We start from the raw sequence: 23913 nt of genomic DNA, 5'->3' as shown, positions 1-23913 counted from the left end.
GTGGACAATATGTGTTGCTCTCAATGCCGATTCCCACCACAACTGTCAACCACAAGGTTTCAGGAATGGCGATAAACCAGCTATCGAGTCTCTTCAGGAGGTAACGCGTGGTTCTGAGGATCCGCCTCGGAGGAATCGTCTCCGGTTAGCCCATTCATCTCGGTGCCCAACCCCGACTTATCAGCGCTGTTCTGACCTTTTCGCAAGCTGGCCGGGCGTCATCGATCATGTGCCGTCTCGACACACGCACCTCGATCCAACCAGCCGCCTCCACCCGTTCTGTCCGGGCGATGTCCCGCTCGACCTGCCGGGGATCACTATGGCCAGCGCCCTCGTATTCGACGGCGATACCGTAAGCGCGGATCGACAAGTCAGGTTCAGGAATGGCAATCCCGGATGCATCAATAATCGGCTCGTTCACTTCTGGAATCGGAAGGCCCGCCCGCACGATGGCGAGACGTAGCTTGGTTTCAGGAGCTGAATCCGATCCAACCCTACTGAGGCTGAGGGCCTTACGCGCGAGCGGAACACCTTTCTTGCCTGGATGAGATGCGACCATTTTCGAAAGATATTGCTTGTCCGTATATGGCAACTCCCTGCCTTCGAAATATTGCCGGGGAATGCGGATGAGGTGATCAGTGACAGCGGTGAGATCATCGAGGCCGAGCATCTCTGCCAGATCCAGCCAGGTTCGTTGCCGTGTCGTCATGTACGTCCCGTTGATGCAAACGACTTCATTCGGAAGTATGCGGGATAAGTGGCCTATGACGCCCTCGCGGCGAGGCAAACTGGCGCCCAGTTCGCGACTAATATGAAACTTCTCCACCGACTCGGCCCAGGCGGGCAAGGGGAACTGCCACAATCGAGCGGCTGTCAAATGAGAAGCGGCTGTCCGGTCGGTTATGCGGGTGTATGGACGAACCAGTTCGGCATACGGGTCCTCGCCCGATTCACCGCCGGAACCAGAAATGGCGTGCAGGCGGATCCCCCGGCCAGCAATGGTAAACCGGCGGTTCCGCAGTTGATTCCTCGACGCTCCGCGTGCCAAGCCATCACGGACTGTGAATGATTGGGAGTTCAGTGGTTCAGGCAGAGGATCCGGCCGGCGCATTCCGCCAGTATGCAACAGTCGACGAGGCCGTGCAGGAGTTTTCCACAGGTCGCGCCTGCCCTGTCAGCCGGACGCACCACTCAGATCTGGTGAACAGTACGTGTGGGATACGACATCCGGACAGACACATATTGCTCAGTAGGGTTCGGTGCATCCTGGGACGAACACATATTGTGCACCAGAATCCGTCCTACCCGAGTTTGGGCTCCGTCGATGGGCCTACCCATGGTGAGCTATGCGCCGGCGCCGCCCTCGGAATCCGAATCTGCCATGGCCCGGAGGAGCTCGTTCAGTTCGTCCTTCACATACGGATCCTCGGGGTCGTTCGCGTCGAGCTCCTCCTGGATTTCCAGTGCATCCTCGTACCGTCCCATCGCCCGAAGACACCGGCCGACGGTCCATTGAGCAATGTGTTTCTGCGCATCTGTGCCGCATTCATCGGAGGCGATTTTAGCCAGCCGGAAGTGATGCAACGCGGCCCAATGGTCACCGGCGTCATCGAAATGCCAGCCCAGGTTATTGTGCAGGGAGATAGACCATTGGGCGGTACGCGGGTCCTGCGCGTTGTCGGCCAGATCGAGGGCCTTCAGCGTCCAACCTTCGGCGTGCGCGGGATCGGCGATAGCCAGCATGTGCAGGGCATCGACTCCGAGAAATATCAGGTGGTGCAGAGCAGTATGGTTGGCCGCACGCTCAAACAGCGTGGTGGCAAGTGTTTTGTGTCCGTAGGAGTTCAGTATCCGGCCGCGTTCGAGCAGCACGCGTGCCCACACCACCGGCTCCTGGCTCGCGGGCGATTCGGAGACCTCGTCCAGGACTTCCTTCGCTTCATCGAACAACCCCTGCCGGCCCAGCGCCCTGGCGATCTGGGTTGCCAGTTCAGCCTGCTCGACGTCGTCGTACCTGCCGCTGAGCAAGGCCCGTCGAAGCCGGTCTTCGGAGCCAGCCGGGTCGGAAAAATCCCACAGGATATCGAGCAGTTCCTGGGTCAGCATGAGGTATCCCGGGCAAGTCCGCTCCATTTGAGCGATTCGCGGTCTTTACGTGGGAGTGAGGCCACCACCAGATCGTAAGAGTCTTCAATCATGTCCCGGATCATATCCGCTGGCAGTGCTCCGTCGCAGCGCACGCCGTTCCAATGGGTTTTGTTCATGTGGTACGCACCGGTATTTTCCGGATGAGCAGCGCGTAGCTGTTCCGCCAGCGCTGGCTCACACTTCAGGCTCACGCTCAGCCCGGGGGCATCCAAGTCGGCGAGTGCGAACATTTTGGCCGTTCCGCCGGGGGCACGTACCTTGAACACGGACGCGTCCGGTCCGAAGGGAAAATCCTCATAGGCTCCGGGCAATGCCAGACATGCGCTTTTCAAGTCGGCAGCTTCCATATCGAGAGCTTATCGCGGCACTCATTCCGCCGCATCGCGTGGCAAAATGGAGCCACAACAGAAAAAGGAGGGGCCAGTGGCTTCAGCGGCCGAGCAGACCAGGCGGGCTTCAAATTCGCGTCCATTCGAATTGCTTGCCCGGGCGGGATTTATCGTCACCGGCCTGCTGCATCTGGTGATCGGCGCCATCGCCTGGCATATCGCCGTCGGCGGTGCCGGTGAGGCCGACCAGGGCGGCGCCATTGGCAGACTGGCCCAGCAGCCATTCGGCGAAGCGCTGGTATGGGCAGGATTCGTCGGCTGTGTGGCGCTCACCCTCTGGCAGGTCAGCGAAACCGTGTTCCAGGGCATCAGCACAGATCCTCGCGTGCAAAAGAAAAACCGGCTCATCGCCGTCGGACGGGCCATCCTTTTCGCGGCAATGGCTGTCTCCCTGGCACAGTTCGTTCTTGGCGCGCCGAAGGACAGCGGCGAGGCCACGAGCGACTTCAGCGCCGCCTTGATGAAGTCGGAGACCGGGTCGATCCTGCTCATTGCCATCGGGGCGGGCATCATCGGCATGGGCGGCTACTGCGTCTTCAAAGGTGTCAGCCGGAACTTCCTTAAAGACCTCAAAACCACTGGTCCCCACCACATCGGCAAGGCCACCGTCCCGCTTGGCATCACTGGCTACACGGCCAAGGGAGTCGCGCTTGCCGCCGTCGGCCTGCTGTTCATTGTGGCCACTGTCCAGTCCGATCCGCAGGAAGCAACGGGCCTCGACGGAGCCCTCAAAGCACTGGGTGAGCAGCCGTTCGGGCCATATATTCTCGGCCTTGTCGGGATAGGACTGATCTGCTTCGGAATCTACTCGATTGCCCGCGCCAAGTTCGCCAACATGTAAGACGGCCATTGCTGGTGGTCAGCATGCAGGACGGTGGTGGAACGCGCGCCTGCCAGGAACCGCATCGGGAGCACCAGCGCCCTCGCGCGGTCAGAGCCCCAGCCGCGGCGCCTCTATCGCAGGACAAGTATCCATCACGACGTCGAGACCCGCTTCCGCTGCCCGTGCGGCCGCCGCTTCATCTATGACCCCGAGCTGAAGCCACACCGCCTTCGCGCCGACCTCGATTGCCTGGTCCACCACGGCGCCGACCCGCTGGGAATTGACGAAACAGTCGACGACATCGATCCCGCCGGGAATGTCCGCGAGCTTCTTGTAACCCTGTTCGCCATGGACGTCCTCGCCCTTCAGGTTTACCGGGATGATTTCCATCCCCAGATTCCGCTGCAGGAACTTCGACACCCCAACGGCCGGGCGGGCGGGATTAGTGGAAAGCCCGACGACGGCCCACCGCCCCTCCGTCGTCAGTAACCTCTTGATGGTGTCGCGATCATTGGTGTGAGCCATGACTGTTCCTCCTCATCCGCGGAACCGCTGCCCTGATGCGGCCACGGCGTCGCAATATTACGCGCCGGATTTGTCGCCGGGACGCTTTCTCCAGTTTAGTAATAGTCAACCCGTCCCGGGCCGGACACCTGGACCAACTGGAGTATCCATGAGCGAAGATGTGGCAGCGGCCCAGGAGGCGGCGCCCACCCAGGTAACACCTGCCACCGGCCGTTCAGGCACTTCCGCACCGGCGCTGGCCACTCCCTCACCATCCGCGCCTGCATCCTCAGGTCCCGCGCCGTCCTCTCCCTTTCGCATCGCTCCACCCCACGCGCTGCCCATTTCGTTCAAAGCCGTGGACCGGAACTTCGGCACGGGCGATGCCCGCCGGACGGTGTTGCGGGATATTAATTTGGACGTGCACGCCGGCGAGATCGTAGCGATCCTCGGGCCGCGCGGATGCGGCAAATCCACTCTGCTGCGTGCCACCGGCGGTCTCGACACTGCTGGAACCGGAACTGTTTCCATCGGCGGCACCCCGGTTTCCGCCGTCGACAACCGTTGTGCAGTCGCGTCACATGAGGCGCAGCTGTCACCCGAACATACCCTGCAGGCAAACGTGGCGATGGGGCTGCCGATTGGAACCAGCGCCAAGAACGGCAAGGCCAGGGTCGCAGACCTGCTGAAACTGCTGGGACTCGAACAGTTCGCCAAGCACTGGCCCCGCGATGTGCCGGCCGGGCTGGCCCAGCGTGCCGCCTTGGCACGCGCACTGGCACGGAATCCAGGCGTGCTGCTCCTGGATGAGCCTTTCAGCAAGCTCGATGCAAAGACCCGCGCGAAGATGCAGGACCTGCTGCTGGACATTCACCGCGTAGCCCGCACCACCGTCCTGCTCGTGACCGACGTCGTGGACGAGGCGCTGCACCTGGCGGACCGGATCATCGTGCTCGGAAGCCCAAAGGACGGAAACGGCGGCAAGACGGGCGATGGCGGCACAACGGAAACAGGCAACGACGACGGCGCGAAGCCAACCACGGCGGACGGCGCCGGGTACGGCTCGAGCATTGTCCACATGGTCGATGTTCCCGAGGAGCGGCCACGGAACAGCAACTCGTCCGCCTTCGTCCGGGTCCGCGACTCCCTCCTGAATACCATTGGCATTGGCAATCAGCCCCACTAGCCCCGCTGCTCCAACCGGTCCCGCCTGCCCTGCTGCTTCACGTTTCAGTTTATGACGTCCGGAAGTTGATCCCGGCACCCTCTACCCGTCTAAACTTGAATATTGACCATCCCGAGCGGCCGAGAGACCTGGATCGATGAAGCCGCAGCAACCACCTGGTGCCCCATAGAGGCACAGGACGGTGCTACCGCCAGGACCGATGGAGACGACTATGACTATCGAACTGGACGCCGTACCGGCCCACCCATCCCCCAACGGGGAGCCAGACGAATCCGCCCGCATCGCCTACTGGGAGAACGCCGCCCGGAAACTCGACTGGGACGAACCCTGGCACACCGCGCACACGTTTGAGTCCGCGGCTCCCCTCAGCGGCCTCGACTACGACGCTGCCCTTGCCGCTGAGGGCGAAGACCTTGCCCTCAGCGTGCCGAAGATCGAGTGGTTCTCCGGCGGGAAGCTCAACGTCGCCGCGAACTGCGTGGACCGGCACGTCGCTGCCGGGCGCGGCGGCAAGGTCGCGCTGCACTTCGAAGGCGAGCCCGGCGACCGCCGCTCAGTCACGTACGCCGAACTCCAAAAGGAAGTCTCCAAGGCCGCCAACGCGCTGATCCAACTTGGTATCGGCAAGGGTGACCGGGTTGTCATCTACCTGCCGGTCCTGGTCGAAACCGTCGTCATCACCCTCGCCTGCGCGCGGGTCGGCGCGGTCCACTCGCTGGTGTTCGGCGGCTTTTCCGCCGCGGCGCTCCGCTTCCGTGTCGAGGACACCGGCGCGAAGCTGCTCGTCACCACGGACGGGCAGTTCCGGCGCGGCAAGGCTGTGCCGGTGAAGGAGAATGCCGACGCCGCGGTGGCCGGGGACAACGCCGTCGAACACGTCCTGGTCATCCGGCGCACTTCCAAGGCCGGGACCGCGACCTCCGGAAAGGGCCGCCGCTCCAATCAGGAACTGTCCGTTCCGTGGACGACCGGCAGGGATGTCTGGTGGCACGACGTCGTCGATTCCGCTTCCGACGTCCATGAGCCGGAGGCCTTCGACGCCGAGACTCCGCTGTTCATCATGTACACCTCCGGGACCACGGGCAAGCCCAAGGGCCTGGTGCACACCTCCGGCGGTTACCTCACCCAGGCGGCGGCCAGCCACGAACTGCTGTTCAGCAACCCGGACCCGCAGAAGCGCGATGCAGACGTGCATTGGTGCACCGCGGATCTGGCCTGGGTCACCGCCCACACCTACGAAATCTACGGCCCGCTCGCCAACGGTGTCAGCCAGGTGATCTACGAGGGAACCCCGGACACCCCGCATCCCGGCCGGCATCTGGAGATCATCGAGCGCTACGGCGTCACCAGCTACTACACCGCGCCGACGCTGGTCCGTTCGCTGATGGGCTGGTTCCCGGACGGCGTACCCGAGCACTACAACCTCTCCTCCATCCGCGTGCTCGGCACGGTCGGCGAGGCCATCAACCCCCCGGCCTGGCGCTGGTTCCGTGAGAAGTTCGGCCGCGGCGAAGTGCCGGTGGTCGACACGTGGTGGCAGTCCGAAACCGGCGCCACCATCCTCTCGCCCCGGCCTACCGATTCCGGATTCAAGCCTGGCTGCGCCAACCGCGCCTTGCCTGGAGTCAGCACCAGGATTGTCGACGACGGCGGAGCTGAAGTGCCGACCGGCGAGCAGGGCTTCATCGTCGTGGACAAGACCGGACCGGCCATGGCGCGGACCGTCTGGGGTAATCCGCAGCGCTATCTGGACTCGTACTGGCGCCAGTATGCCCGGCAAGGCTGGTTCCTTGCCGGCGACGGCGCAAAGTACGACGACGACGGCGACATCTGGATCCTCGGACGGGTGGACGATGTGCTGAACGTATCGGGCCACCGGCTCTCCACCATCGAGATCGAGTCCGCCCTGGTCTCGTACCCATCGGTTGTCGAGGCGGGCGTGGCGCCCATCGCGGATCCGAAGACGGGCCAGGCGATTGTTGCGTTCGTCGTGCTTGCAGCCAACGCCTCCACTGATTCCCAGGCTGTGACGAACGAGCTCCGTGCCCACGTTGCCCGGGAGATTGGGCCGATTGCCAAGCCGGCCGCCGTCGTCGTCGTGCCTGATGTCCCCAAGACCCGCTCCGGCAAGATCATGCGCCGGCTGCTCACCCAACTGTACGAAGGCGCCGAACTTGGCGACACGACGTCGCTGCAAAACGAACCCTGCATCGACGACATCCAACGGGTGCTCGCCGCAACGGACAAGGAAACACCATGAGCGAGACCCGCACCAACACAGCAACACCAGTAGGAGCAATTAATTGAGCGACCGCACCTTCGGATTCCGCACCCGGGCCCTGCACGCCGGCGGCACTCCCGATGCCACGCACGGTTCACGGGCCGTGCCGATCTACCAGTCGACGTCGTTCGTCTTCAAGGACACCAACGACGCCGCCAACCTGTTCGCCCTGCAGAAGTACGGCAATATCTACTCCCGCATCGGCAACCCCACCGTCGCGGCCTTTGAGGAGCGCATCGCCTCGCTGGAAGGCGGCATCGGAGCTGTTGCGACGGCGTCGGGCATGAGCGCCGAGTTCATCACCTTCGCCGCGCTGGCCGGTGCCGGCGACCACATTGTCGCCGCTTCAGCACTCTATGGGGGCACGGTTACCCAGCTTGACGTGACGCTGCGCCGCTTCGGTATCGAGACCAGCTTTGTCCCCGGAACGGACCCTGCCGACTACGCCGCCGCGGTGCAGGAGAACACTAAGGCGGTCTACGCCGAGGTGATCGCCAACCCCTCGGGCGAAGTCGCGGATATCGCCGGCCTCGCCAAGGTGGCGCACGACGCCGGTGTCCCGCTGATCATCGACGCCACCTTGTCCACGCCTTACCTGGTGCGGCCGATCGAGCACGGAGCGGACATTGTCATCCATTCCGCCACCAAGTTCATCGGCGGGCACGGCACCACGTTGGGCGGCGTCGTCGTCGAATCCGGCCGCTTCAACTGGGGCAACGGCAACTTCCCGTCAATGACCGAACCCGTCGCCTCGTACGGCAATGTCAGCTGGTGGGACAATTTCGGTGAATACGGGTTCCTCACCAAGCTGCGCTCGGAGCAGTTGCGCGACATTGGCCCATCGCTGTCCGCGCAGTCGGCCTTCCAGCTGCTGCAGGGCGTCGAAACCCTGCCGCAGCGGATCGACGAGCACCTGAAGAACGCGCAGGCCGTAGCCGAATGGCTCGACGCCGACGACCGGATCGAGTACGTCACCTACGCCGGCCTGCCTTCGCATGTGCACTTTGAGCGGGCGAAGCAGTACCTGCCCAAGGGCCCCGGTTCCGTCTTCAGTTTCGGCATAAAGGGCGGGCGCGACGCCGGTCAAAAGTTTATTGAGTCGCTGCAGCTGGCCAGCCACCTGGCCAATGTCGGCGACGCACGGACGCTGGTGATCCACCCCGGATCGACCACCCACCAACAGTTGAGCACCGAACAACTGGCCGACGCGGGTATTCCCGAGGACCTGGTTCGGATTTCCGTCGGGCTGGAGGATCTGGAGGACATTCTCTGGGACCTCGACCAGGCACTCGACGCCGCGGTTGAGGCCGATGGAACCTCGCCGGTTGACGAATCCGCCGACAGTTGCGCCACGGACCCTGCCCCTGCACCCACCGAACCGAGCACGATCGGAGCGACACTATGAGCATCACCGCTGAAAAGCCGGAATCCGCCGCATCAGCCTGGCTGCCGCCGTCGGCCCCGGAACGCCTGGGAATCCTGCGCAACACCAAGTCGATCGCGATCGTGGGCGCCTCGAACAAGCCCTCCCGCGCATCGTACTTCGTGGCGACCTACCTCCAGTCTTCGTCGCCGTACAGGCTCTATTTCGTCAATCCTGTGGTGGACGAAATCCTGGGTCAGAAAACCTACGCCTCGCTGGCGGACCTGCCGGAAAAGCCGGATCTGGTGGACGTGTTCCGGAAGCATGACGATCTTCCCGGCGTCCTGCAGGAAAGCATCGACGTTGGAGCGAAGACGCTGTGGCTTCAGCTCGGTTCCTGGCATGAAGACGTCGCCCGCGATGCCGAAGCCGCCGGGCTGAAGGTCGTGATGGACCGGTGCGTGAAGATCGAGCACGCGCGTTTCCATGGCGGATTAAACCTGGCCGGATTCAACACGGGAGTGATTTCCTCCAAGCGCCAGGTCACGTCCTAAGCTCCCCGCGCCAGGCTTCGCTGCATACTGATCCTCGGCCTTAGGTCACGTCCTAAGCCTTGTTCCGTGCGTCTGCCGACCGTGTCCCGACGGCAGACGCAGGTTCTCCCGCGACTGCCACACCAGCAGCAGCGAACCTGCGATCAGGACCGCGTTAAGGATCACATAATCGGGATGGCCGTTGGCGAAGTTGGTGAAGGCAGCGCCGATCATGATGAGCGTCAGGAGCAGCCCGCCAAACGGACGCGTGCGCGGAATGATCAGGGCTATGGAACCGATTATTTCGCCGGCGGCTGTCAGGTACGCCATCCACATAGGCCAGCCGAACTCCTGGAACGGCTCCAGCGCGACGGGAACTCCCATGACTTTCTGTATCGCTGCGCGAAGGATCACCGCTGCGACTATTACGGCAAGAACTGTCCACAGCACTGAAATCACGGTGGACTTTCGCCAACTCCGGTCTGACTTTCCCATGGCTGGAACCCCTCCTCATCCGCGTTGACGGGATTCTTTTAGAGCTCTTGCGCCAATCCTTCCACCTGCGGCCGGATCGCGGTAGATGCTTGCCGGTTTTACTCGTCAGGGAGCCTCGCTATCGGCAGCCGGCTGGAAGCCACCACTATAAATGACACCAGCAGGATGAAGGCTGCCAGTAACGCCGCATAAATCGAAACCACCTGGTATCCCCCCACCAGATTGGGATCCAGGAAGAAGTATGGATACCAGTCGGCCACCTGCCCGCGGATCAGAGTGTAGACCGTCCAGATCAGCGGAAACACCATGGAGAGCCAGCTGACGCTCCAATGCAGCCGGTGCCGCGCGGGAACGAAGAGAAAGTCCAGCAGGGCGTAGCCGGGCAGCACAAAGTGCAGGAACTTGGACGAGAGCGGCACCAGGAACAGGTGGCCCATCAACTCCGCGTTTATGAGCAGCACGCCGAAGGTCACGCCGGAAACAATCATGTACGTGGTGGTCAAGGCACGCACCGCCGTCAGCCATTCCGGCTCATGCATGGACAGAGCCCCGTAATACATCGCGATCATGAGCACGAGGACGAAAATGATGTTGCTGTGGATGGTGAAATAGCTGAATAAATTCGCGGCCAGGCAGGTTCCGGTGGCAAATACACAGTCGGCGCGGGAGATGAGGGCTGAAACGGCGGTGACGAGGAAAGTCACGCGCACGATCAGGAAAAACATCCGCACCGCGTATCCTCCATTTGCCAGCTCGACACGCCGTTTCCCCCCACCGGCGGATGATCATCCTACGTGCCTAGAATACTTTGCGCGTAGGGTGTTGATTAATGGAATGAGGCCGATATGGAGGCGAAAGGCGGCGACCGGTGAGACATTCAGCAGCCGGAAATCCGACTTATTCCGCAGCCCGGCTCCCGGCGACTTATGCAGCCGCGTTGGTCATCCTTGTCATGCTCACTGGGTGCACCGATGATCCCTCCGACCCCGGCGGGGATGAAGGGGCCAGCGCGTCCGCAGGACCCTCCAGTTCTGCCGGGACGACTCCAGTCGAGCCATCGCCGGTGTCTCCCGCATCCACTGTCCCGGCGACCGCCGAGGGCGAATGGGGCTCGTATGAAAGCCGGTCGGATGCATGCGCAGCCGTTGCGGCCGATGTCGTAGCCATCGCCTTGCTTCCAGTGAGCTTGGGCCTCGGTGGTAGTGAACGCGACGTGGCGAACTCCGAAGGGAAAATCGAAGACATGAAAGAAGCTGCCCCACCTGCGCTGACGTCTGAGTTTGCTCACGTTCAGCTGGTGATTGACTCCTTCGGGGAACGCCTCGCCGCAGGTGAACGGGGCGGTGGCAGGGACGTCGGAGCCGGCACCAGCGATGCCGAAGATCCCACCACGGCAGACGCACGGCAGAGTCCACGGCTCGACGACGACGCCCTCGACCAGGCATTGACGCCGGTTAAGGATTGGCTGAGGGAAAACTGCGAGAACCAACCGGAAGCCTGACCCACTTCTCCTCCACATGTGTCCTGCACTGGCACTTGTCCACAAAACCGCGATGCACACTACCGGTAGCCTCTGCGTCCCTGAAGAGTGAAGTCAGACAACCAACCGTTTTGACTTCATCCGGAGGATCCTTGCTGCCGCATTCCACTGTCCCATCGCGGACCTATGATTCCGTCCCCCCGTTGCGCTGGACCAGCCGGCTGGCTGCCGCTCTCGCCCTCATTATGTGCGCCTGGCTGCTCATGCCCGGAGCCGCTGCCGAGGCCACGCCTGTCGCCGGCGGCTGGACGCAGGGGCCCGGGCTTGCGGGCGACAAACATTTTGTTGGACAGCACCGCGACAACGCCGGAAGGATCGCCTATTGCACTGACTTCAAGAAACTCGCGCCTCCATATGCCGGCGGCTACGACGGGGGCCACAACGGCGGTTTCATCCGAAGTGACGGACAACCGCTCGATGATGCCGGCAATGCCGCTTTGTCTTATCTACTCAACCGTTGGGGCACCACTTCCGACGACCGGACTGCTGCAGCGGTCCAATTGGCCGTTTGGGCTATGACGTCGCCCGATATGGCGTGGGGAGCAGTTGGAATGAACGCCATTGTCGATGAGGAAAACCTTCCGGAGAACGTCATCAGGAACGCCAAGTGGATGACCGAAGAATAACGTTCCAATGCGGGCCCGTACACCATCCGCTTCGAACTTGGGGACGGTCACGAAGCCGGGCTCATTACCCAGGCAGGGATATCTGTTCTCGGCTCGGCCGGCACACCCGTCGACGGTCTGACCGTTATGGCCGACGTTTCGAATGCATTCACCTTTGAGGACGGGCGCCGCTCCATCAGTTGGACCAGCGGCACAAAACCCAAGCTCATCGATCTGCAGCGCACCAGCCTCGGCCAAGGACAGTTGCGTGTCACCGTTTCAGACACTCCGGCGGCCGGTGTCCGTTGGCTTGAACCCGACCAGCCAGACGCGCAGCGGCTGCTCACGGCAGCCGTACTCGAACCGCAGAAAGCCACCGCCGCGCTGGCGGCCTTACCGGCGTTCCAGCCCACTGTGGCCACCCGGACCTCAGCACAGACGGCCGAAGCGGGAAGCCAACTGCATGACGTGCTTCAGATTGGAGTCGCGGACACCGCGGATAATCCGCTGGACCGATGGCTGCACCATCCCGCCACAGGCGAGCCGTTGTCGGTGGAAGTCACCTCCACGCTGTGGGGCCCGCTGCCCACGAAGCCACAACCGAGCAACACCATACCCGCTGGCACTCCGGAAGTCGGCAAGGTGACCACACGCGTCAACGGGCCCGGTGAGTACAGGACACCGTCGCTGACACTCGAAAGCAGTGGCTACTACGTCTGGACGGAGTCGATCAACCCACAAAACACGAAGCCGGAAAGCGCCTCCGCATTCATTCAACCCTGGCAAGGAAAATTCGGTATCGCCGAGGAGACGACACTCGTTCCCTGGCAGGTGGATATCAGCACGAACCTGTCCCGTAACGAGGCAAAGGTCGGTGACGTCGTGACCGATGAAGTGACCGTAACCGGTTTTCCGACGGCCTCCAGCGGCGGGGAAGTCATTGAGCTAACGATGTATGGACCGTTGAAACAGAGGCCGGACCGGAGCGCAGAGGTTCCTGAAACAGCACCGGTCTACGCCACATCCACAGTTCCCGCCGCCAATGGGACGCACGAAAGTGGCAGCTTCGGGCCGTTTTCCGAGGCGGGATGCTACACGACCGTGGCGCACTACCCCGGTGATGGACGGACATTGTCGTTTACGTCCGCCTATGGTTTGCCGGATGAAACGGTCTGCGTCGCTGAAGTTATCCAACCCGTCGTGGATATAGAACCGGCGACCTCCGGCGAAGAATCTCCCGCTTACACCGCAGACGCGCCCGTCCCGACCAGTTCCGCCCCGGCTCCGGCGGCTGCTCCGGCTCCGGCGGCAGCTCCAGCTCCGGCATCCCGGCCAGTTGAACGCCAGCACTTGGCCGAAACGGGTTACAGCGCCCGGGCTCTTGCGGCTGGCGGAGTCATTGCACTCGGCCTGGGACTCTCGTGCGGAATCCTCACCTGGCGCCGGCGGGCGTAACCGCCGTTAGTGGCTCTCGACGATGTCCAGCGAGCTTTTCAACCGGCGGTTCTTCAAAACCGGCAGGAATTCGCGGACCTCGTCGATGCGCCGCTTGGTTACATCAACGGTCACGACGCCTTCCGTCTCGTCGTTGAGGTATCCATGTGGCACGCCCATTGGATCAAGAATCACCGAATGGCCGATGCAGTGATCGCTGGAAGTCCCGGCCGCCGCGACCCATACCGTGTTTTCGATGGCCCGGACTTTGAGGATGGACTCCCAGTGTTCGATTTTGTGATCGCCCTTAAACCAGGCTGCTGCTACGGCAATGAGGTCAACGTCCATATCCGCCATTGCTCGTCCGAGTTCCGGGAACCTGATGTCGTAGCAGGTCATGACGCCGACATTCAGGCCGCCAATGTTGACGGTCTTGATGCCGCCGTCCCCGGGCTTGATCCGCTTCGATTCCTGGTAGGAGAAGGCATCGTAAAGGTGCAGCTTCCGGTAGGTATCAACGATCCGCCCCTCGGTGTCAACGACAACCAGCGTATTGTAGGGACGCTCCTCGCCACTGGACTCATATCCGCCGGCCACGATCGCGATCTGGACTTCGCTCGCCACAAACGAGAGTTGCTGGACAAACCGGGCCCAGTTGTCATCAACAGCAGCTATGAAGCTCCCCTCAACCAAACCCACAGTGAACATGGATTCCTCCGGGAAGATGACCAGACCCGCACCGTCGGCTTTGGCCTCCTCTGCGAGACGGCGCATCGTGGCGAGGTTCTCGTCCATAATCCCGCTCGGATTGAACTGACCAACGCTGACTTTCATGCCGGGCCCCTCTGACTGCAGACGTTCTGTTGGACTTCAAGCCTACAAGTTGAGTCCATCCGACACGAGGAGCGCCGTCATTCACAGAGTCTGGACTGCCGGAACCGTTAGTCGGTGATCAGGTCGTGCAGCACAATCGTTTGCTCGCGGTCGGGGCCAACGCCGATGGCAGAGAACCGTGTACCCGACAACTTCTCCAACGCCCGGATATAGGCTTGCGCGTTGTCCGGCAAGTCCTCAAACGTCCGGGCCTTGGTAATGTCCTCGGCCCAGCCTTCGAAGTACTCGAAGATCGGCTCGGCGTGGTGGAAATCGGTCTGCGTGATGGGCATTTCGTCGTGCCGTACGCCGTCGACGTCGTAAGCGACGCAGACCGGAATCCGGTCGAGCCCGGTAAGCACATCAAGTTTGGTGAGGAAGTAGTCGGTGAACCCGTTGACCCGGCTGGCATACCGCGCGAGAACCGCGTCATACCAGCCGCAGCGGCGTGGCCGGCCGGTATTGACACCGAACTCGCCACCCGTCTTCTGCAGGTACTCCCCCATCTCGTCGAACAGTTCCGTCGGGAACGGTCCGGCGCCTACGCGGGTCGTGTAGGCCTTCACGATGCCAACGACTCTGCTGATCCTGGTCGGTCCAATGCCGGAGCCGACGCAGGCGCCGCCGGAGGTGGGGTTCGATGACGTGACGAAAGGGTAGGTGCCATGATCGACGTCGAGGAATGTGGCCTGGCCCCCTTCGAGCAGCACAACTTTGTCCTCGTCCAGCGCCTGGTTCAGCATCAGCGAAGAGTCGACGATCATGGGTTTGAGCCGCTCGGCAAAGCTCAAGAAGTACTCAACGATTTCGTCGACGCTGATGTCGCGCCGGTTGTATACCTTGAGCAACAACTCGTTCTTTTGCCGGAGTGAGCCCTCGACCTTCTGGCGCAGGATCGACTCGTCGTAGAGGTCCTGTGCCCGGATACCCAGCCTGGCGACCTTATCCATGTACGCCGGACCGATGCCGCGGCCGGTCGTACCAATCGCGCGTTTGCCAAGGAACCGCTCGGTGACCTTGTCCATCACCTGGTGGAAGGGAGCGACCAAGTGCGCGTTGGCCGAAACCCGAAGCCGGGAGGTGTCAGCTCCACGGGCGTCAAGCCCGTCGATTTCCTCGAACAGGGCCTCAAGGTTGACGACGACACCGTTGCCGATGATCGGCACCACGTTCGGGCTGAGGATGCCGGCGGGAAGGAGTTTCAGCTCGTACTTCTCACCGCCGACGACGACGGTGTGCCCGGCGTTATTGCCGCCGTTTGGCTTTACAACGTAGTCGACTCGGCCGCCGAGTAGATCGGTTGCTTTGCCCTTACCTTCGTCGCCCCACTGGGCACCGACAATCACAATCGCGGGCATGGAAACTCCTGCCTTCTGCTGCGGCTTTCGCCAAGGGCCCTGCACGGATGCAGGGCACGAAAATGCCCCTTACGAGTCTTACCCGGACGGTATCAACCTTCCGTTCTGTAAGAGAAAAAGGGGCTCTTACCAACCAAGTCTACCGGAGCAGCGCCACGGTTTCGAGTCGCACGTCACAGCTGGCGGCACGTGGGGTTCGTCGTTGGGAATTAGCCTTGGATGGTGAAGTCTTTGGACCGCTTCGACGGCCTGATCGCCGGCGTGGGCTCAGATTCTGGAGTCCGGGTTGTTATTGGCTTGTGGAATCGGTCGCCATTCGGGCCCTTCACGGACGTAATGCTCCAACAAGCCGATGGCGAGCGCGTCCTGCTTGCTCCAACCCAAGCCATCGCTGATTACGTCAACACGATCTACCGGTTCGATCGGATACAAGTCACCGAGGTGACCGTCGTTCGTTCCCAGCCGAAACTAAATCTACAGGCAGGGCCGCTGTCGCTCGACGTCGAAATTGGTGGTCGACTCCTGCTGGGCCGGGCACTCTCCTTGCTTCCGGGAAGCATCGCCGCCCATCCTGCCTGGCTTCGGCTTGTAGATCCTCTTGCCGCAAGGGTGATGCCTGGCGTGCGGACGGCGGGAACAGCCGGTAACGGCTTCCGGGAATACTACGGGGTACGGGACTTGCACCGGATCACGGGAATCTCCGGAAGTTGGGAAGGAGCGCCGCTTGGCGGGCTCCGGCCGGTCGCGCCACCGGTTGGCTTCAGTTTCGGCTCCACCCCCTCCCGGCCGATGCTTGCCACCGTGGCCACGAGCATTATCGGTGGGCGTTAGCCGCCGCGGACGTCCTTGCATGAGTCCTGAACTATGGCCTGGCGTCCCGCTGGTGTTGGTCCCAACTCTTGCGCCAGAGTGAACTACGGTGCAAGATCAAGGCTAGGCGGGTCATTGTTGGGGGAATCACTCCGGAGGAGCCATGGCACAATCGAGAACTCTTATCCAGCATGCACGTTTTGGGCGACGCTCTGTGGCCGGTATCGGGGCAGGTGCGATCATCATCGCCGGTACCGTGATGGGTCTGGGAACCAGTACCGCCGACGCCGATCCTCGCTATCCTGACAAAACCCCCACGAGTGTCGGATACGGCGGCGCAGTCACCTCGGTCGATCCGGAGGCGTCGAAGGTCGGCCTCGACGTCCTCAAGCGCGGGGGTAATGCGACCGACGCGGCGGTGGCCACGGCCGCAGCCCTGGGCGTGACCGAACCGTACAGCGCGGGTCTCGGCGGTGGCGGCTACTTCGTCCACTACGAGGCATCGTCCGGCGAGGTGGAGACCATCGACGGGCGCGAAACTGCACCGATGGCTATGCCCGATGATGCGTTCATCGATCCGTCCACCGGTGAGCCATACAATTTCACCCCGGAGCTTGTGACGAGCGGCGTCTCGGTCGGCGTGCCCGGTACGCCGGCGACCTGGGAGTCCGCCCTCGATCAGTGGGGAACGTACTCACTGGCCGAGGCCCTCAAGCCTGCCGCCAAGCTGGCCAGCAGGGGCTTCGTCGTCGACGAAACCTTCCGCCAGCAGACGCTGGACAATCAGGAGCGGTTTGAGGCGTATACGACGACGCCGAAACTGTTCCTGCCCGGCGGCCACGCGCCCGAGGTGGGATCGGTGTTCAAGAACCAAGCACTCGCGAAGACGTACCGGATGCTCGGCCGGACCGGAATGGAAGCCTTCTACACCGGCCCTATCGCCGATGAAATCGCCGACCTGGTACAGAATCCGCCCAAGAGCCCAACAACCGAACTGCCGGTCCCCGCCGGCTTCATGAAACCCAGCGACCTGGCGGACTATGAAGCCCTGATCCAGGACCCAACCCATGTTTCGTACCGCGGTTACGACGTGTACGGGATGGCGCCGTCCTCATCGGGCGGCTCAACAGTCGGCGAATCGCTCAATATCTTCGAACCCTACGACCTCAGCTCAATGGACGACGGCGCGGCGCTGCACCATTATCTGGAGGCCAGCGCACTCGCGTTCGCCGACAGGGGCGCCTATCTCGGTGACGCTGCATTCGTTGAGGTTCCACTCGATGATTTGCTTTCCCAAGAGTTCGCCGACGAACGTGCCTGCACAATCGATGGAGACACCGCCGCCGAAAAACCGGTGGCACCGGGCGCTGTCGACGACTATGACGGAGTGTGCGACGCGCCTGACCGTTCCGGCTCTCTCGACGAGGACACAGAGAACCGGTCCACCACGAATCTGACCGTCGCGGACCGGTGGGGCAACGTCGTGGAGTACACGCTGACGATCGAACAGACCGGCGGATCGGGAATGCTGGTTCCAGGTCGCGGCTTCCTGCTGAACAACGAGCTCACGGATTTCACGACGGTCTTCGAAGCAGGCGATCCTAACCGGATCGAGGGCGGGAAGCGGCCGCGTTCGTCGATGGCTCCGACGCTGGTGCTGGAGGAAGGTAAGCCCTTCCTCGCCCTCGGAACGCCGGGAGGCTCCACGATCATCACCACGGTCTCGCAGATGATTTTCAACCGGATCGACCGTGGCATGACGATTCCCGAGGCGATCGCCGCTCCCCGCGCGTCACAGCGGAATACCCCCGAGGTTACAGCTGAGCCGGAGTTCATCGACCGCTACGGTGCCGTGCTCGCACCCTTCGGACACGACCTGGTGGCCTCCGGCGATCAGTTCACCAGTGCCGCGGAGATCGGGGCGGCCACCGCGATCGAGTTCGGTCCAAACGGCCTGCTTACCGCGGTCTCCGAACCGACCCGTCGTGGCGGCGGCTCGGCCCTGGTGGTCCACCCAACTCAAATTTTCCCCATGCCGGAAGGCGGCGTTGATACCGGTGTGACAAAAGACAGCAAATCTGAGCACCGGTAGCCGGCAGGTTCGTGTCGTGGCGGGGTACTGGGCCCAGGCGCTTGGGCCGGGCGCCTGGCCCAAGCGGCAATTACCGCCCCGGCTATTTGGAACCCGACACGTACCCGCGTTCCTTATCGACGACGTTCGCGAGCTCGCCGCCGTCGAGCCACCGGATGGCGTTTTCCTTGAACTGCTCCCCTAAGGATTCCCGCCAACCGATTACGTCCCCGGACATGTGAGCGGAGACGTGCACCGAGGGAAGATCCCACAGCGGGTTTGCTTCGGGAAGCGGTTCCTCTTCAAAGACGTCGAGTGAGGCTGCGGCAATCGAACCGGACATCAACGCTTCGATCAGGGCGGCCTCGTCCACCAGCTGACCCCGGCCAACATTGATCAGGTGCGCCGACGGGTCCATGGCGGCGAGCACTTCGGCGTTGATCATGCTCCTCGTCTGCTCTGTCAGCGGAGCTATGACGACGACGTGGTCCGCCCAGCCGACATGCTCGACAAGATCGGAACTCGCGACCACGGTTCCGAAGTCGTCGTCGTTCTCCCTCGCGGTGCGGCCCACTCCCCGCACCTCAATTCCGGCCGAACTGAGCAGCCGTGCCGTTTCACGCCCAATCCCGCCGGTACCCACCACGAGGGCCTTTGAACCTGCAACCAGCCGCGTTTCCCGGTGCTGCCAGGTGCGCCCTCGCTGCAGGTCGTGGCTGCGGTACAAGTCCTTGTTGTGCGCGAAAACCGCTGCCAGCACGTATTCGGCGATCGGCCGGTCGAAGGTGCCGTGGGCATTGGTGATCACGACGTCGGACGCGGCAAGTTCGTCGAAGAGGATTGCATCCACGCCTGCCGCCGCGACGTGCACCCACCGCAGCTTGTCCGCATGCGGCCACGCGTCCTTCAGCGCGGAGGAAAAGAAGTCCCACAGCAGCAGCGCATCGGCTCCCTCGATCACCCCGGCCAGCGAGTCCGCATCGGCGTAATGCACATCCGCGCGCGCCTCTATCTCATCCATACCGGCGGGCTTGGGATGGTCTGCGCCGCCGAGGACGACGAGTTTCGGTTTGTTCTGCATGGCTGCCACCTTCATGACTCTAGGAACGCGTATCCACAGTGTCAATGCGGATTGTTGACAATCCATCATGGCGGCACAGACGATGTACCCATAATGGTTGTGACTGGGGATACGGAAAGGCAGGCCCGATAGCGGCAATGGCATCACTGACGACCAATCCCGGCATCACCGCCGACGGCACTTTCAGCGAACTTGAGGCGGCGGGAGTCGACGTCGACACCAGCGCACGCTGCCTGGCCGAGTATTCCTATGACGCCTCGAACTACCGCGTTCGGCCACTCGGAGTGGTGTTTCCACGCCATGCCGGCGACGTCGCGGCCACCGCCGCGTTCTGCACCCGCAGCCGCACTGCGCTGATCAGCCGGGGCGGGGGAACTTCCATGGCGGGCAACGCCGTCGGCCCTGGTCTTGTGCTGGATTTTTCCCGCTATATGACGGCCATTACCGCCATCGATGAAGAAAACCTCACGGCTGAGGTGCAACCCGGGATCGTGCTCTCCACCCTGCAGCGCAAATTGCAGGAAGCCACCGGCGGCGCCCTGACGTTCGCGCCGGATCCGTCCAGCAAGAGCCGCGCCACCCTGGGCGGATCCATCGCCAACGACGCCTGCGGGAACCACTCGGTCCGGTATGGACGCACCTCGGACCATGTCATCAGCCTGGACCTGGTCACCGCCGATGGGCTCAGGCTGACCGCCACGGAGAGTGGACTGACGGCCACGGACCCACAGGATGAAGAGGCCGTCCGGCGGGCCGAATCCCTTACCGACGAGCTGAAGATTCTGACCCATGACCATCTGAAGGAATTCAGGCTGGAGCTGGGACAGATTCCGCGTCAGGTTTCGGGTTATCACCTCGCCCATCTGCTGCCGGAGAACCACTTCGCAGCTGCCAGGGCGCTGGTGGGCAGCGAGGGGACGTGCGCCATCGTGGTTTCCGCCAAGGTGAAACTGGTCCCCTCCCCCAAGGCCGCACTGCTGGTCAGCCTCGGGTACGACGACGTCGTGGCGGCTGCCAGGGACGTCATGACGATCTTGGAATTCAAGCCTGCAGCGATTGAGGGCATCGACGAGGCGATCGTCAAAACCATGCGGGTCCGCCGGGGACCGGATTCGGTGCAGGGACTGCCGGAAGGCAAAGCGTGGCTGTATGTCGACCTGGACGGCGACGACGCCGGTGACGTCGCGGCGCAGGCGGAGGAACTGTTGGCCCGGCTGAAGGAGAACGGCCGCCTGATCGAAGGCAGGACCGTTCCGGACACCGCCGAACGGGCGTCGCTGTGGCGCGTCCGCGAGGATGGCGCCGGCCTGGCCACCCGGCTCTACAGCGGCGGGGAATCGTGGGGCGGCTGGGAAGATGCCGCCGTCGCGCCGGAAAGGCTGGCCGACTACCTGGCCGATTTCCAGGACCTGCTGGACTCGTTCAAGCTCAACGGCGTGCTGTACGGGCACTTCGGAGCCGGCTGCACGCATGTGCGGATCACCTTCGACTTGCGCACCGACCACGGGCGCAATGTCATGGCCAGCTTCGTTCGCGCCGCAGCCAAACTCGTCGTGAAGCACGGCGGCTCGCTGTCCGGCGAACACGGCGATGGCCGGGCGCGCTCGGAACTGCTGCCGGTGATGTACTCAGACCGGATCCTGGCCGCCTTTGCCCGGTTCAAGAAGATTTGGGATCCGGCCGGGGTGCTCAACCCCGGAACGCTGGTGAATCCGGACAGCATGATGGACAACCTGTGGCTGGAGGGTGTTCCGGACCGGGAATGGCGTACCAGTTTCGATCTGCGGCCGGTACACGGAGAAGTGGTCCAGCCCGGAACAGATATGGCGGCCAGCGGCCGGTCCGGCCAAGACGCGGCCCTGCTCAATGACGGCGCCGGCAAGGAAAAACGTCAGCTGGACTCCTTCGTGCACGCTGTCCAGGGCTGCGTCGGAATTGGCAAATGCCGCTCGGAATCCGGCGGCGTGATGTGCCCGAGCTACCGCGCAACCCGCGACGAAAAGGACTCGACCCGTGGCCGTGCCCGCGTGCTGCAGGAGATGGTGCGGGGAGCGAAGACTGTCAGTGAAGGATGGAAGTCCGAGGAGGCCCGGGAAGTCCTCGACCTCTGCCTCTCCTGCAAGGCCTGCTCGACGGACTGCCCGGTTGGCGTCGACATGGCCACGTATAAGTCGGAGTTCTATGACCACTACTACGCTGGCAAGCGCCGCCCGATGTCGCACTACTCCCTCGGCTGGCTGCCGTGGTGGCTGAAAATCACCACCCGGACAGCGCCACTGGTCAATCTGGTGCTGGCCACGCCGTTGAAGAATGTTGCGGCCCGGCTGGGCGGACTCACCACCAAACGGACCCTGCCAAAATTCACGACGACGGCAGCCCTGCGCCGGGCACTAAGCTCTGACGGCACCGCCACCATGCCAGCCGACGTCGTGCTCTTCATCGACACCTTTACGCGCGGATTCCGCCCGGAAGTCGCCGGTTCCGCCCAGCGGGTGCTGCAGAGCGCCGGCAAGACAGTGCAGTGCAACGCGGAATCCTGCTGTGCGCTGACCTGGATTTCAACCGGCCAGCTCGGTACGGCGAAGAAGATCCTCACCAAGACAGCCCAAACGCTCGACGACGGCACCGACCGGCCCATCGTCGTCGTCGAACCCAGCTGTGCGGCCGCTCTAAAGGAGGATCTACCCAAACTGGTGCAGACCGAGGCGGCCCACCGGGTTGCAGCACGGATCAGCAGCTTCGCCGGCGCCGTCTCCGAGCTGGCGTCCGGTGGCTGGAAGCCACAATGGAGCGGTGGACAGGCTCCGGCCGCCGTTACCGTCCAGACGCACTGCCACGAGTATTCGGTCTTCGGCGACGCCACTCAGCGCTCGGCGCTGAGGGCCCTCGGCGTCGGCGATGTCCGCGAAGCGACAGGGTGCTGCGGCGTCGCGGGCAACTTCGGGTTCGAGGCCGAGCACTATGACGTCAGCATGCAGGTGGCCGAACAGGCGTTGATTCCTGCCCTGCGCGCCACGGCCGACGATGTTCCGGTGCTGACCGACGGTTTCAGTTGCCTGATGCAGGTCAACCAGGTCGAACCAAGACGCGAAGGCCTGCACCTGGCGCAGTTGTTGGACGGAAATTCCGGCGCCCGCCATCCAGCAGAGGAATGACATAGCCGGACCGACCCTTGTTACGGCGGTAAAGGCAGACGTAGCGTGAGTATTGTGACCGGCGAGTGAGAGAAGGTTTTCCGTGGACTTTTCGGCGGAAGAGTACGCTGAGCGGCTTGCGGCCACCCGGCGTCGGATGGCGGAGCAGGGGTTATCCGCGTTGCTGATCGCGGATCCAGCCAATATCAATTACCTGACCGGCTACAACGCCTGGTCCTTCTACACGCCGCAGATCCTGTTTGTCCCCGCCGTCGGAGAGATGATTTTCTTCGCCCGGGAGATGGACGCCAGGCCCGGCTTCCGCACCTCCTGGCTGCCGGTGGAGAACATCATCGGCTATCCGGAACGGTACGTTCACCGCCCGCACCTCCATCCCTTCGACTGGGTGTCGTTCATGCTCCGCGAGCGCGCCGTCATTGCTCCTGCGGCGTCCGGGTACATCGGCTTGGAAATGGATGCGCACTTCCTCTCCCCTAAGGGCTACCGGGCCCTGGTGAACGCGATTCCCGAGTGGGACTTCGTGGACTGCTTCGAGCTGGTGAACTGGGTCCGGCTGATCAAATCCCCTGCCGAAATCGAGCTGATGCGAAAGGCCGCCGTCGTCGCCTCGGCAGCGATGAGCGTCGCCCTGGACACCATCCGCGTGGGCGCGCGCCAGTGCGACGTCGTTGCTGCCGTCAGTCAGGCACAAATTGCAGGAACACCCGACGTCGGCGGAGACTACCCGGCGATTGTCCCGATGATGCCCACCGGCGAAGCATCGGACGCGCCACACCTGACCTGGACGGAGGACCGGTTCGAGCCCGGGCAGGCCGTCGTCCTGGAACTGGCCGGCGCGTACAAGCGGTACCACACGCCACTGGCCCGGTCCGTGATCCTGGGCGAGCCGTCCGAGGAGCTCGTCCGGGTTTCCTCAGCCGCCGACGAAGGCATCAACGCGGTGATGGACGCCATCCAACCCGGCGTGCCGATCCGCGACTTGGTGCGGATCTGGAACAACGTCCTTTGGGCACACGGATTGGAAAAACCCTCCCGGCTCGGTTACTCGATCGGCCTCGGTTACCCGCCGGACTGGGGCGAGCGGACCGTCAGCATCCGCTCCGAAGACGACACGGTCCTCGAAGAAAATATGACGTTCCACCTGATCGGCGGGATGTGGATGAAGGGTTACGGCTATGAACTCTCGGAACCTTTCCGCGTCTCTGCCACCGGCGTCGAACCATTTACCAGCTTCCCCCGCCGACTGACCCAGATTAGGAGTTGA

General features: G+C 62.9%; 21 protein-coding genes and 1 riboswitch. Of the genes, 12 read left to right on the top strand and 9 right to left on the bottom strand.

Features of this window, described 5'->3' with window-relative positions; all coding sequences use genetic code 11:
• Positions 1–154: 154 nt before the first annotated feature.
• The 3 genes from ACX80B_RS06530 to ACX80B_RS06520 form a co-directional block, all read right to left on the bottom strand.
• Positions 155–1048 carry a hypothetical protein gene (locus ACX80B_RS06530; RefSeq protein ID WP_459294263.1) on the bottom strand — a complete coding sequence of 298 codons (894 nt, stop codon included), beginning with the start codon at positions 1046–1048 and terminating at the stop codon, positions 155–157.
• A gap of 296 nt (positions 1049–1344) precedes the next feature.
• Positions 1345–2106, bottom strand: a complete 762-nt coding sequence (locus ACX80B_RS06525; RefSeq protein ID WP_459294261.1) for a hypothetical protein — start codon at positions 2104–2106, stop codon at positions 1345–1347.
• The gene (locus ACX80B_RS06520) at positions 2100–2495 is read right to left on the bottom strand and encodes an MmcQ/YjbR family DNA-binding protein (protein ID WP_459294259.1); all 396 of its coding nucleotides are present in this window, start codon (positions 2493–2495) and stop codon (positions 2100–2102) included. The genes ACX80B_RS06525 and ACX80B_RS06520 overlap by 7 nt, the downstream gene beginning before the upstream one ends.
• A gap of 76 nt (positions 2496–2571) precedes the next feature.
• Between ACX80B_RS06520 and ACX80B_RS06515 the strand changes: the two genes are divergently transcribed.
• Positions 2572–3378 (top strand): DUF1206 domain-containing protein, encoded by an 807-nt coding sequence (locus ACX80B_RS06515; RefSeq protein WP_459294257.1) that lies wholly within the window; start codon positions 2572–2574, stop codon positions 3376–3378.
• Between the two features lie 90 nt (positions 3379–3468).
• Here ACX80B_RS06515 and ACX80B_RS06510 read toward each other — a convergent pair whose 3' ends face one another.
• A complete protein-coding gene (locus tag ACX80B_RS06510) occupies positions 3469–3885 on the bottom strand; it encodes a CoA-binding protein (protein WP_459294255.1) in 417 nt (138 codons plus the stop codon).
• 148 nt (positions 3886–4033) lie between these two features.
• Here ACX80B_RS06510 and ACX80B_RS06505 point away from each other — a divergent pair, with 148 nt between their 5' ends.
• From ACX80B_RS06505 to ACX80B_RS06490, 4 genes are all read left to right on the top strand, one after another.
• Positions 4034–5050: an ABC transporter ATP-binding protein gene (locus ACX80B_RS06505; RefSeq protein ID WP_459294253.1), complete on the top strand. Its 1017-nt coding sequence runs from the start codon at positions 4034–4036 to the stop codon at positions 5048–5050.
• A gap of 103 nt (positions 5051–5153) precedes the next feature.
• Positions 5154–5256, top strand: a riboswitch (SAM riboswitch).
• A gap of 5 nt (positions 5257–5261) precedes the next feature.
• Complete coding sequence (gene acs / locus ACX80B_RS06500) at positions 5262–7310, top strand: acetate--CoA ligase (protein ID WP_459294251.1); 2049 nt, start codon at positions 5262–5264, stop codon at positions 7308–7310.
• Between the two features lie 43 nt (positions 7311–7353).
• Complete coding sequence (locus ACX80B_RS06495) at positions 7354–8736, top strand: O-acetylhomoserine aminocarboxypropyltransferase/cysteine synthase family protein (protein WP_459294249.1); 1383 nt, start codon at positions 7354–7356, stop codon at positions 8734–8736.
• On the top strand, positions 8733–9248 hold the full coding sequence (locus ACX80B_RS06490; protein ID WP_459294247.1) for a CoA-binding protein: 516 nt from the start codon (positions 8733–8735) through the stop codon (positions 9246–9248). Before ACX80B_RS06495 ends, ACX80B_RS06490 begins: the two co-directional genes overlap by 4 nt.
• A 45-nt stretch (positions 9249–9293) precedes the next feature.
• Here ACX80B_RS06490 and ACX80B_RS06485 read toward each other — a convergent pair whose 3' ends face one another.
• Both ACX80B_RS06485 and ACX80B_RS06480 read right to left on the bottom strand, forming a co-directional pair.
• The gene (locus ACX80B_RS06485) at positions 9294–9722 is read right to left on the bottom strand and encodes a DoxX family protein (RefSeq protein ID WP_459294245.1); all 429 of its coding nucleotides are present in this window, start codon (positions 9720–9722) and stop codon (positions 9294–9296) included.
• A 98-nt stretch (positions 9723–9820) separates the two neighbouring features.
• Positions 9821–10447 carry a Pr6Pr family membrane protein gene (locus tag ACX80B_RS06480; RefSeq protein ID WP_459294330.1) on the bottom strand — a complete coding sequence of 209 codons (627 nt, stop codon included), beginning with the start codon at positions 10445–10447 and terminating at the stop codon, positions 9821–9823.
• Positions 10448–10590: 143 nt separating this feature from the next.
• Here ACX80B_RS06480 and ACX80B_RS06475 point away from each other — a divergent pair, with 143 nt between their 5' ends.
• From ACX80B_RS06475 to ACX80B_RS06465, 3 genes are all read left to right on the top strand, one after another.
• A complete protein-coding gene (locus ACX80B_RS06475) occupies positions 10591–11223 on the top strand; it encodes a hypothetical protein (protein WP_459294243.1) in 633 nt (210 codons plus the stop codon).
• A gap of 110 nt (positions 11224–11333) precedes the next feature.
• Entirely contained in the window at positions 11334–11888 is a 555-nt protein-coding gene (locus tag ACX80B_RS06470; RefSeq protein WP_459294241.1) for a hypothetical protein, read from the top strand.
• 126 nt (positions 11889–12014) lie between these two features.
• Positions 12015–13322: a hypothetical protein gene (locus tag ACX80B_RS06465; RefSeq protein ID WP_459294239.1), complete on the top strand. Its 1308-nt coding sequence runs from the start codon at positions 12015–12017 to the stop codon at positions 13320–13322.
• A gap of 6 nt (positions 13323–13328) precedes the next feature.
• Here the strand turns inward: ACX80B_RS06465 and ACX80B_RS06460 are convergent, their stop codons facing one another.
• Together ACX80B_RS06460 and ACX80B_RS06455 are read right to left on the bottom strand one after the other, a co-directional pair.
• Positions 13329–14135 (bottom strand): carbon-nitrogen hydrolase family protein, encoded by an 807-nt coding sequence (locus tag ACX80B_RS06460; protein WP_459294237.1) that lies wholly within the window; start codon positions 14133–14135, stop codon positions 13329–13331.
• A gap of 107 nt (positions 14136–14242) precedes the next feature.
• Positions 14243–15532, bottom strand: coding sequence for an adenylosuccinate synthase (locus ACX80B_RS06455; RefSeq protein WP_459294235.1), 1290 nt, complete (start codon positions 15530–15532; stop codon positions 14243–14245).
• 222 nt (positions 15533–15754) lie between these two features.
• Between ACX80B_RS06455 and ACX80B_RS06450 the strand changes: the two genes are divergently transcribed.
• A complete protein-coding gene (locus tag ACX80B_RS06450; RefSeq protein ID WP_459294233.1) occupies positions 15755–16363 on the top strand; it encodes a hypothetical protein in 609 nt (202 codons plus the stop codon).
• 142 nt (positions 16364–16505) lie between these two features.
• On the top strand, positions 16506–18434 hold the full coding sequence (gene ggt, locus ACX80B_RS06445; RefSeq protein ID WP_459294231.1) for a gamma-glutamyltransferase: 1929 nt from the start codon (positions 16506–16508) through the stop codon (positions 18432–18434).
• 82 nt (positions 18435–18516) lie between these two features.
• Here the strand turns inward: ggt and ACX80B_RS06440 are convergent, their stop codons facing one another.
• Positions 18517–19494, bottom strand: a complete 978-nt coding sequence (locus tag ACX80B_RS06440) for a D-2-hydroxyacid dehydrogenase (protein ID WP_459294229.1) — start codon at positions 19492–19494, stop codon at positions 18517–18519.
• Positions 19495–19631: 137 nt separating this feature from the next.
• Between ACX80B_RS06440 and ACX80B_RS06435 the strand changes: the two genes are divergently transcribed.
• On the top strand, positions 19632–22649 hold the full coding sequence (locus tag ACX80B_RS06435) for an FAD-binding and (Fe-S)-binding domain-containing protein (protein ID WP_459294227.1): 3018 nt from the start codon (positions 19632–19634) through the stop codon (positions 22647–22649).
• Between the two features lie 82 nt (positions 22650–22731).
• Positions 22732–23913: a M24 family metallopeptidase gene (locus ACX80B_RS06430; RefSeq protein WP_459294225.1), complete on the top strand. Its 1182-nt coding sequence runs from the start codon at positions 22732–22734 to the stop codon at positions 23911–23913.

It is taken from the genome of Arthrobacter monumenti (genome assembly GCF_054511255.1).
Note: the sequence above shows the minus strand (reverse complement) of the source record. Positions and strands in the feature narration are given on the sequence as shown.

Coding starts and splice junctions, on each gene's coding strand:
- ACX80B_RS06440 (WP_459294229.1), bottom strand. CDS start 19,494: ATGCAGAACAAACCGAAACTCGTCGTCCTCGGCGGCGCAGACCATCCC.
- ACX80B_RS06505 (WP_459294253.1), top strand. CDS start 4,034: ATGAGCGAAGATGTGGCAGCGGCCCAGGAGGCGGCGCCCACCCAGGTA.
- ACX80B_RS06435 (WP_459294227.1), top strand. CDS start 19,632: ATGGCATCACTGACGACCAATCCCGGCATCACCGCCGACGGCACTTTC.
- ggt (WP_459294231.1), top strand. CDS start 16,506: ATGGCACAATCGAGAACTCTTATCCAGCATGCACGTTTTGGGCGACGC.
- acs (WP_459294251.1), top strand. CDS start 5,262: ATGACTATCGAACTGGACGCCGTACCGGCCCACCCATCCCCCAACGGG.
- ACX80B_RS06525 (WP_459294261.1), bottom strand. CDS start 2,106: ATGCTGACCCAGGAACTGCTCGATATCCTGTGGGATTTTTCCGACCCG.
- ACX80B_RS06485 (WP_459294245.1), bottom strand. CDS start 9,722: ATGGGAAAGTCAGACCGGAGTTGGCGAAAGTCCACCGTGATTTCAGTG.
- ACX80B_RS06455 (WP_459294235.1), bottom strand. CDS start 15,532: ATGCCCGCGATTGTGATTGTCGGTGCCCAGTGGGGCGACGAAGGTAAG.
- ACX80B_RS06490 (WP_459294247.1), top strand. CDS start 8,733: ATGAGCATCACCGCTGAAAAGCCGGAATCCGCCGCATCAGCCTGGCTG.
- ACX80B_RS06510 (WP_459294255.1), bottom strand. CDS start 3,885: ATGGCTCACACCAATGATCGCGACACCATCAAGAGGTTACTGACGACG.
- ACX80B_RS06460 (WP_459294237.1), bottom strand. CDS start 14,135: ATGAAAGTCAGCGTTGGTCAGTTCAATCCGAGCGGGATTATGGACGAG.
- ACX80B_RS06465 (WP_459294239.1), top strand. CDS start 12,015: ATGGCCGACGTTTCGAATGCATTCACCTTTGAGGACGGGCGCCGCTCC.
- ACX80B_RS06520 (WP_459294259.1), bottom strand. CDS start 2,495: ATGGAAGCTGCCGACTTGAAAAGCGCATGTCTGGCATTGCCCGGAGCC.
- ACX80B_RS06480 (WP_459294330.1), bottom strand. CDS start 10,447: ATGTTTTTCCTGATCGTGCGCGTGACTTTCCTCGTCACCGCCGTTTCA.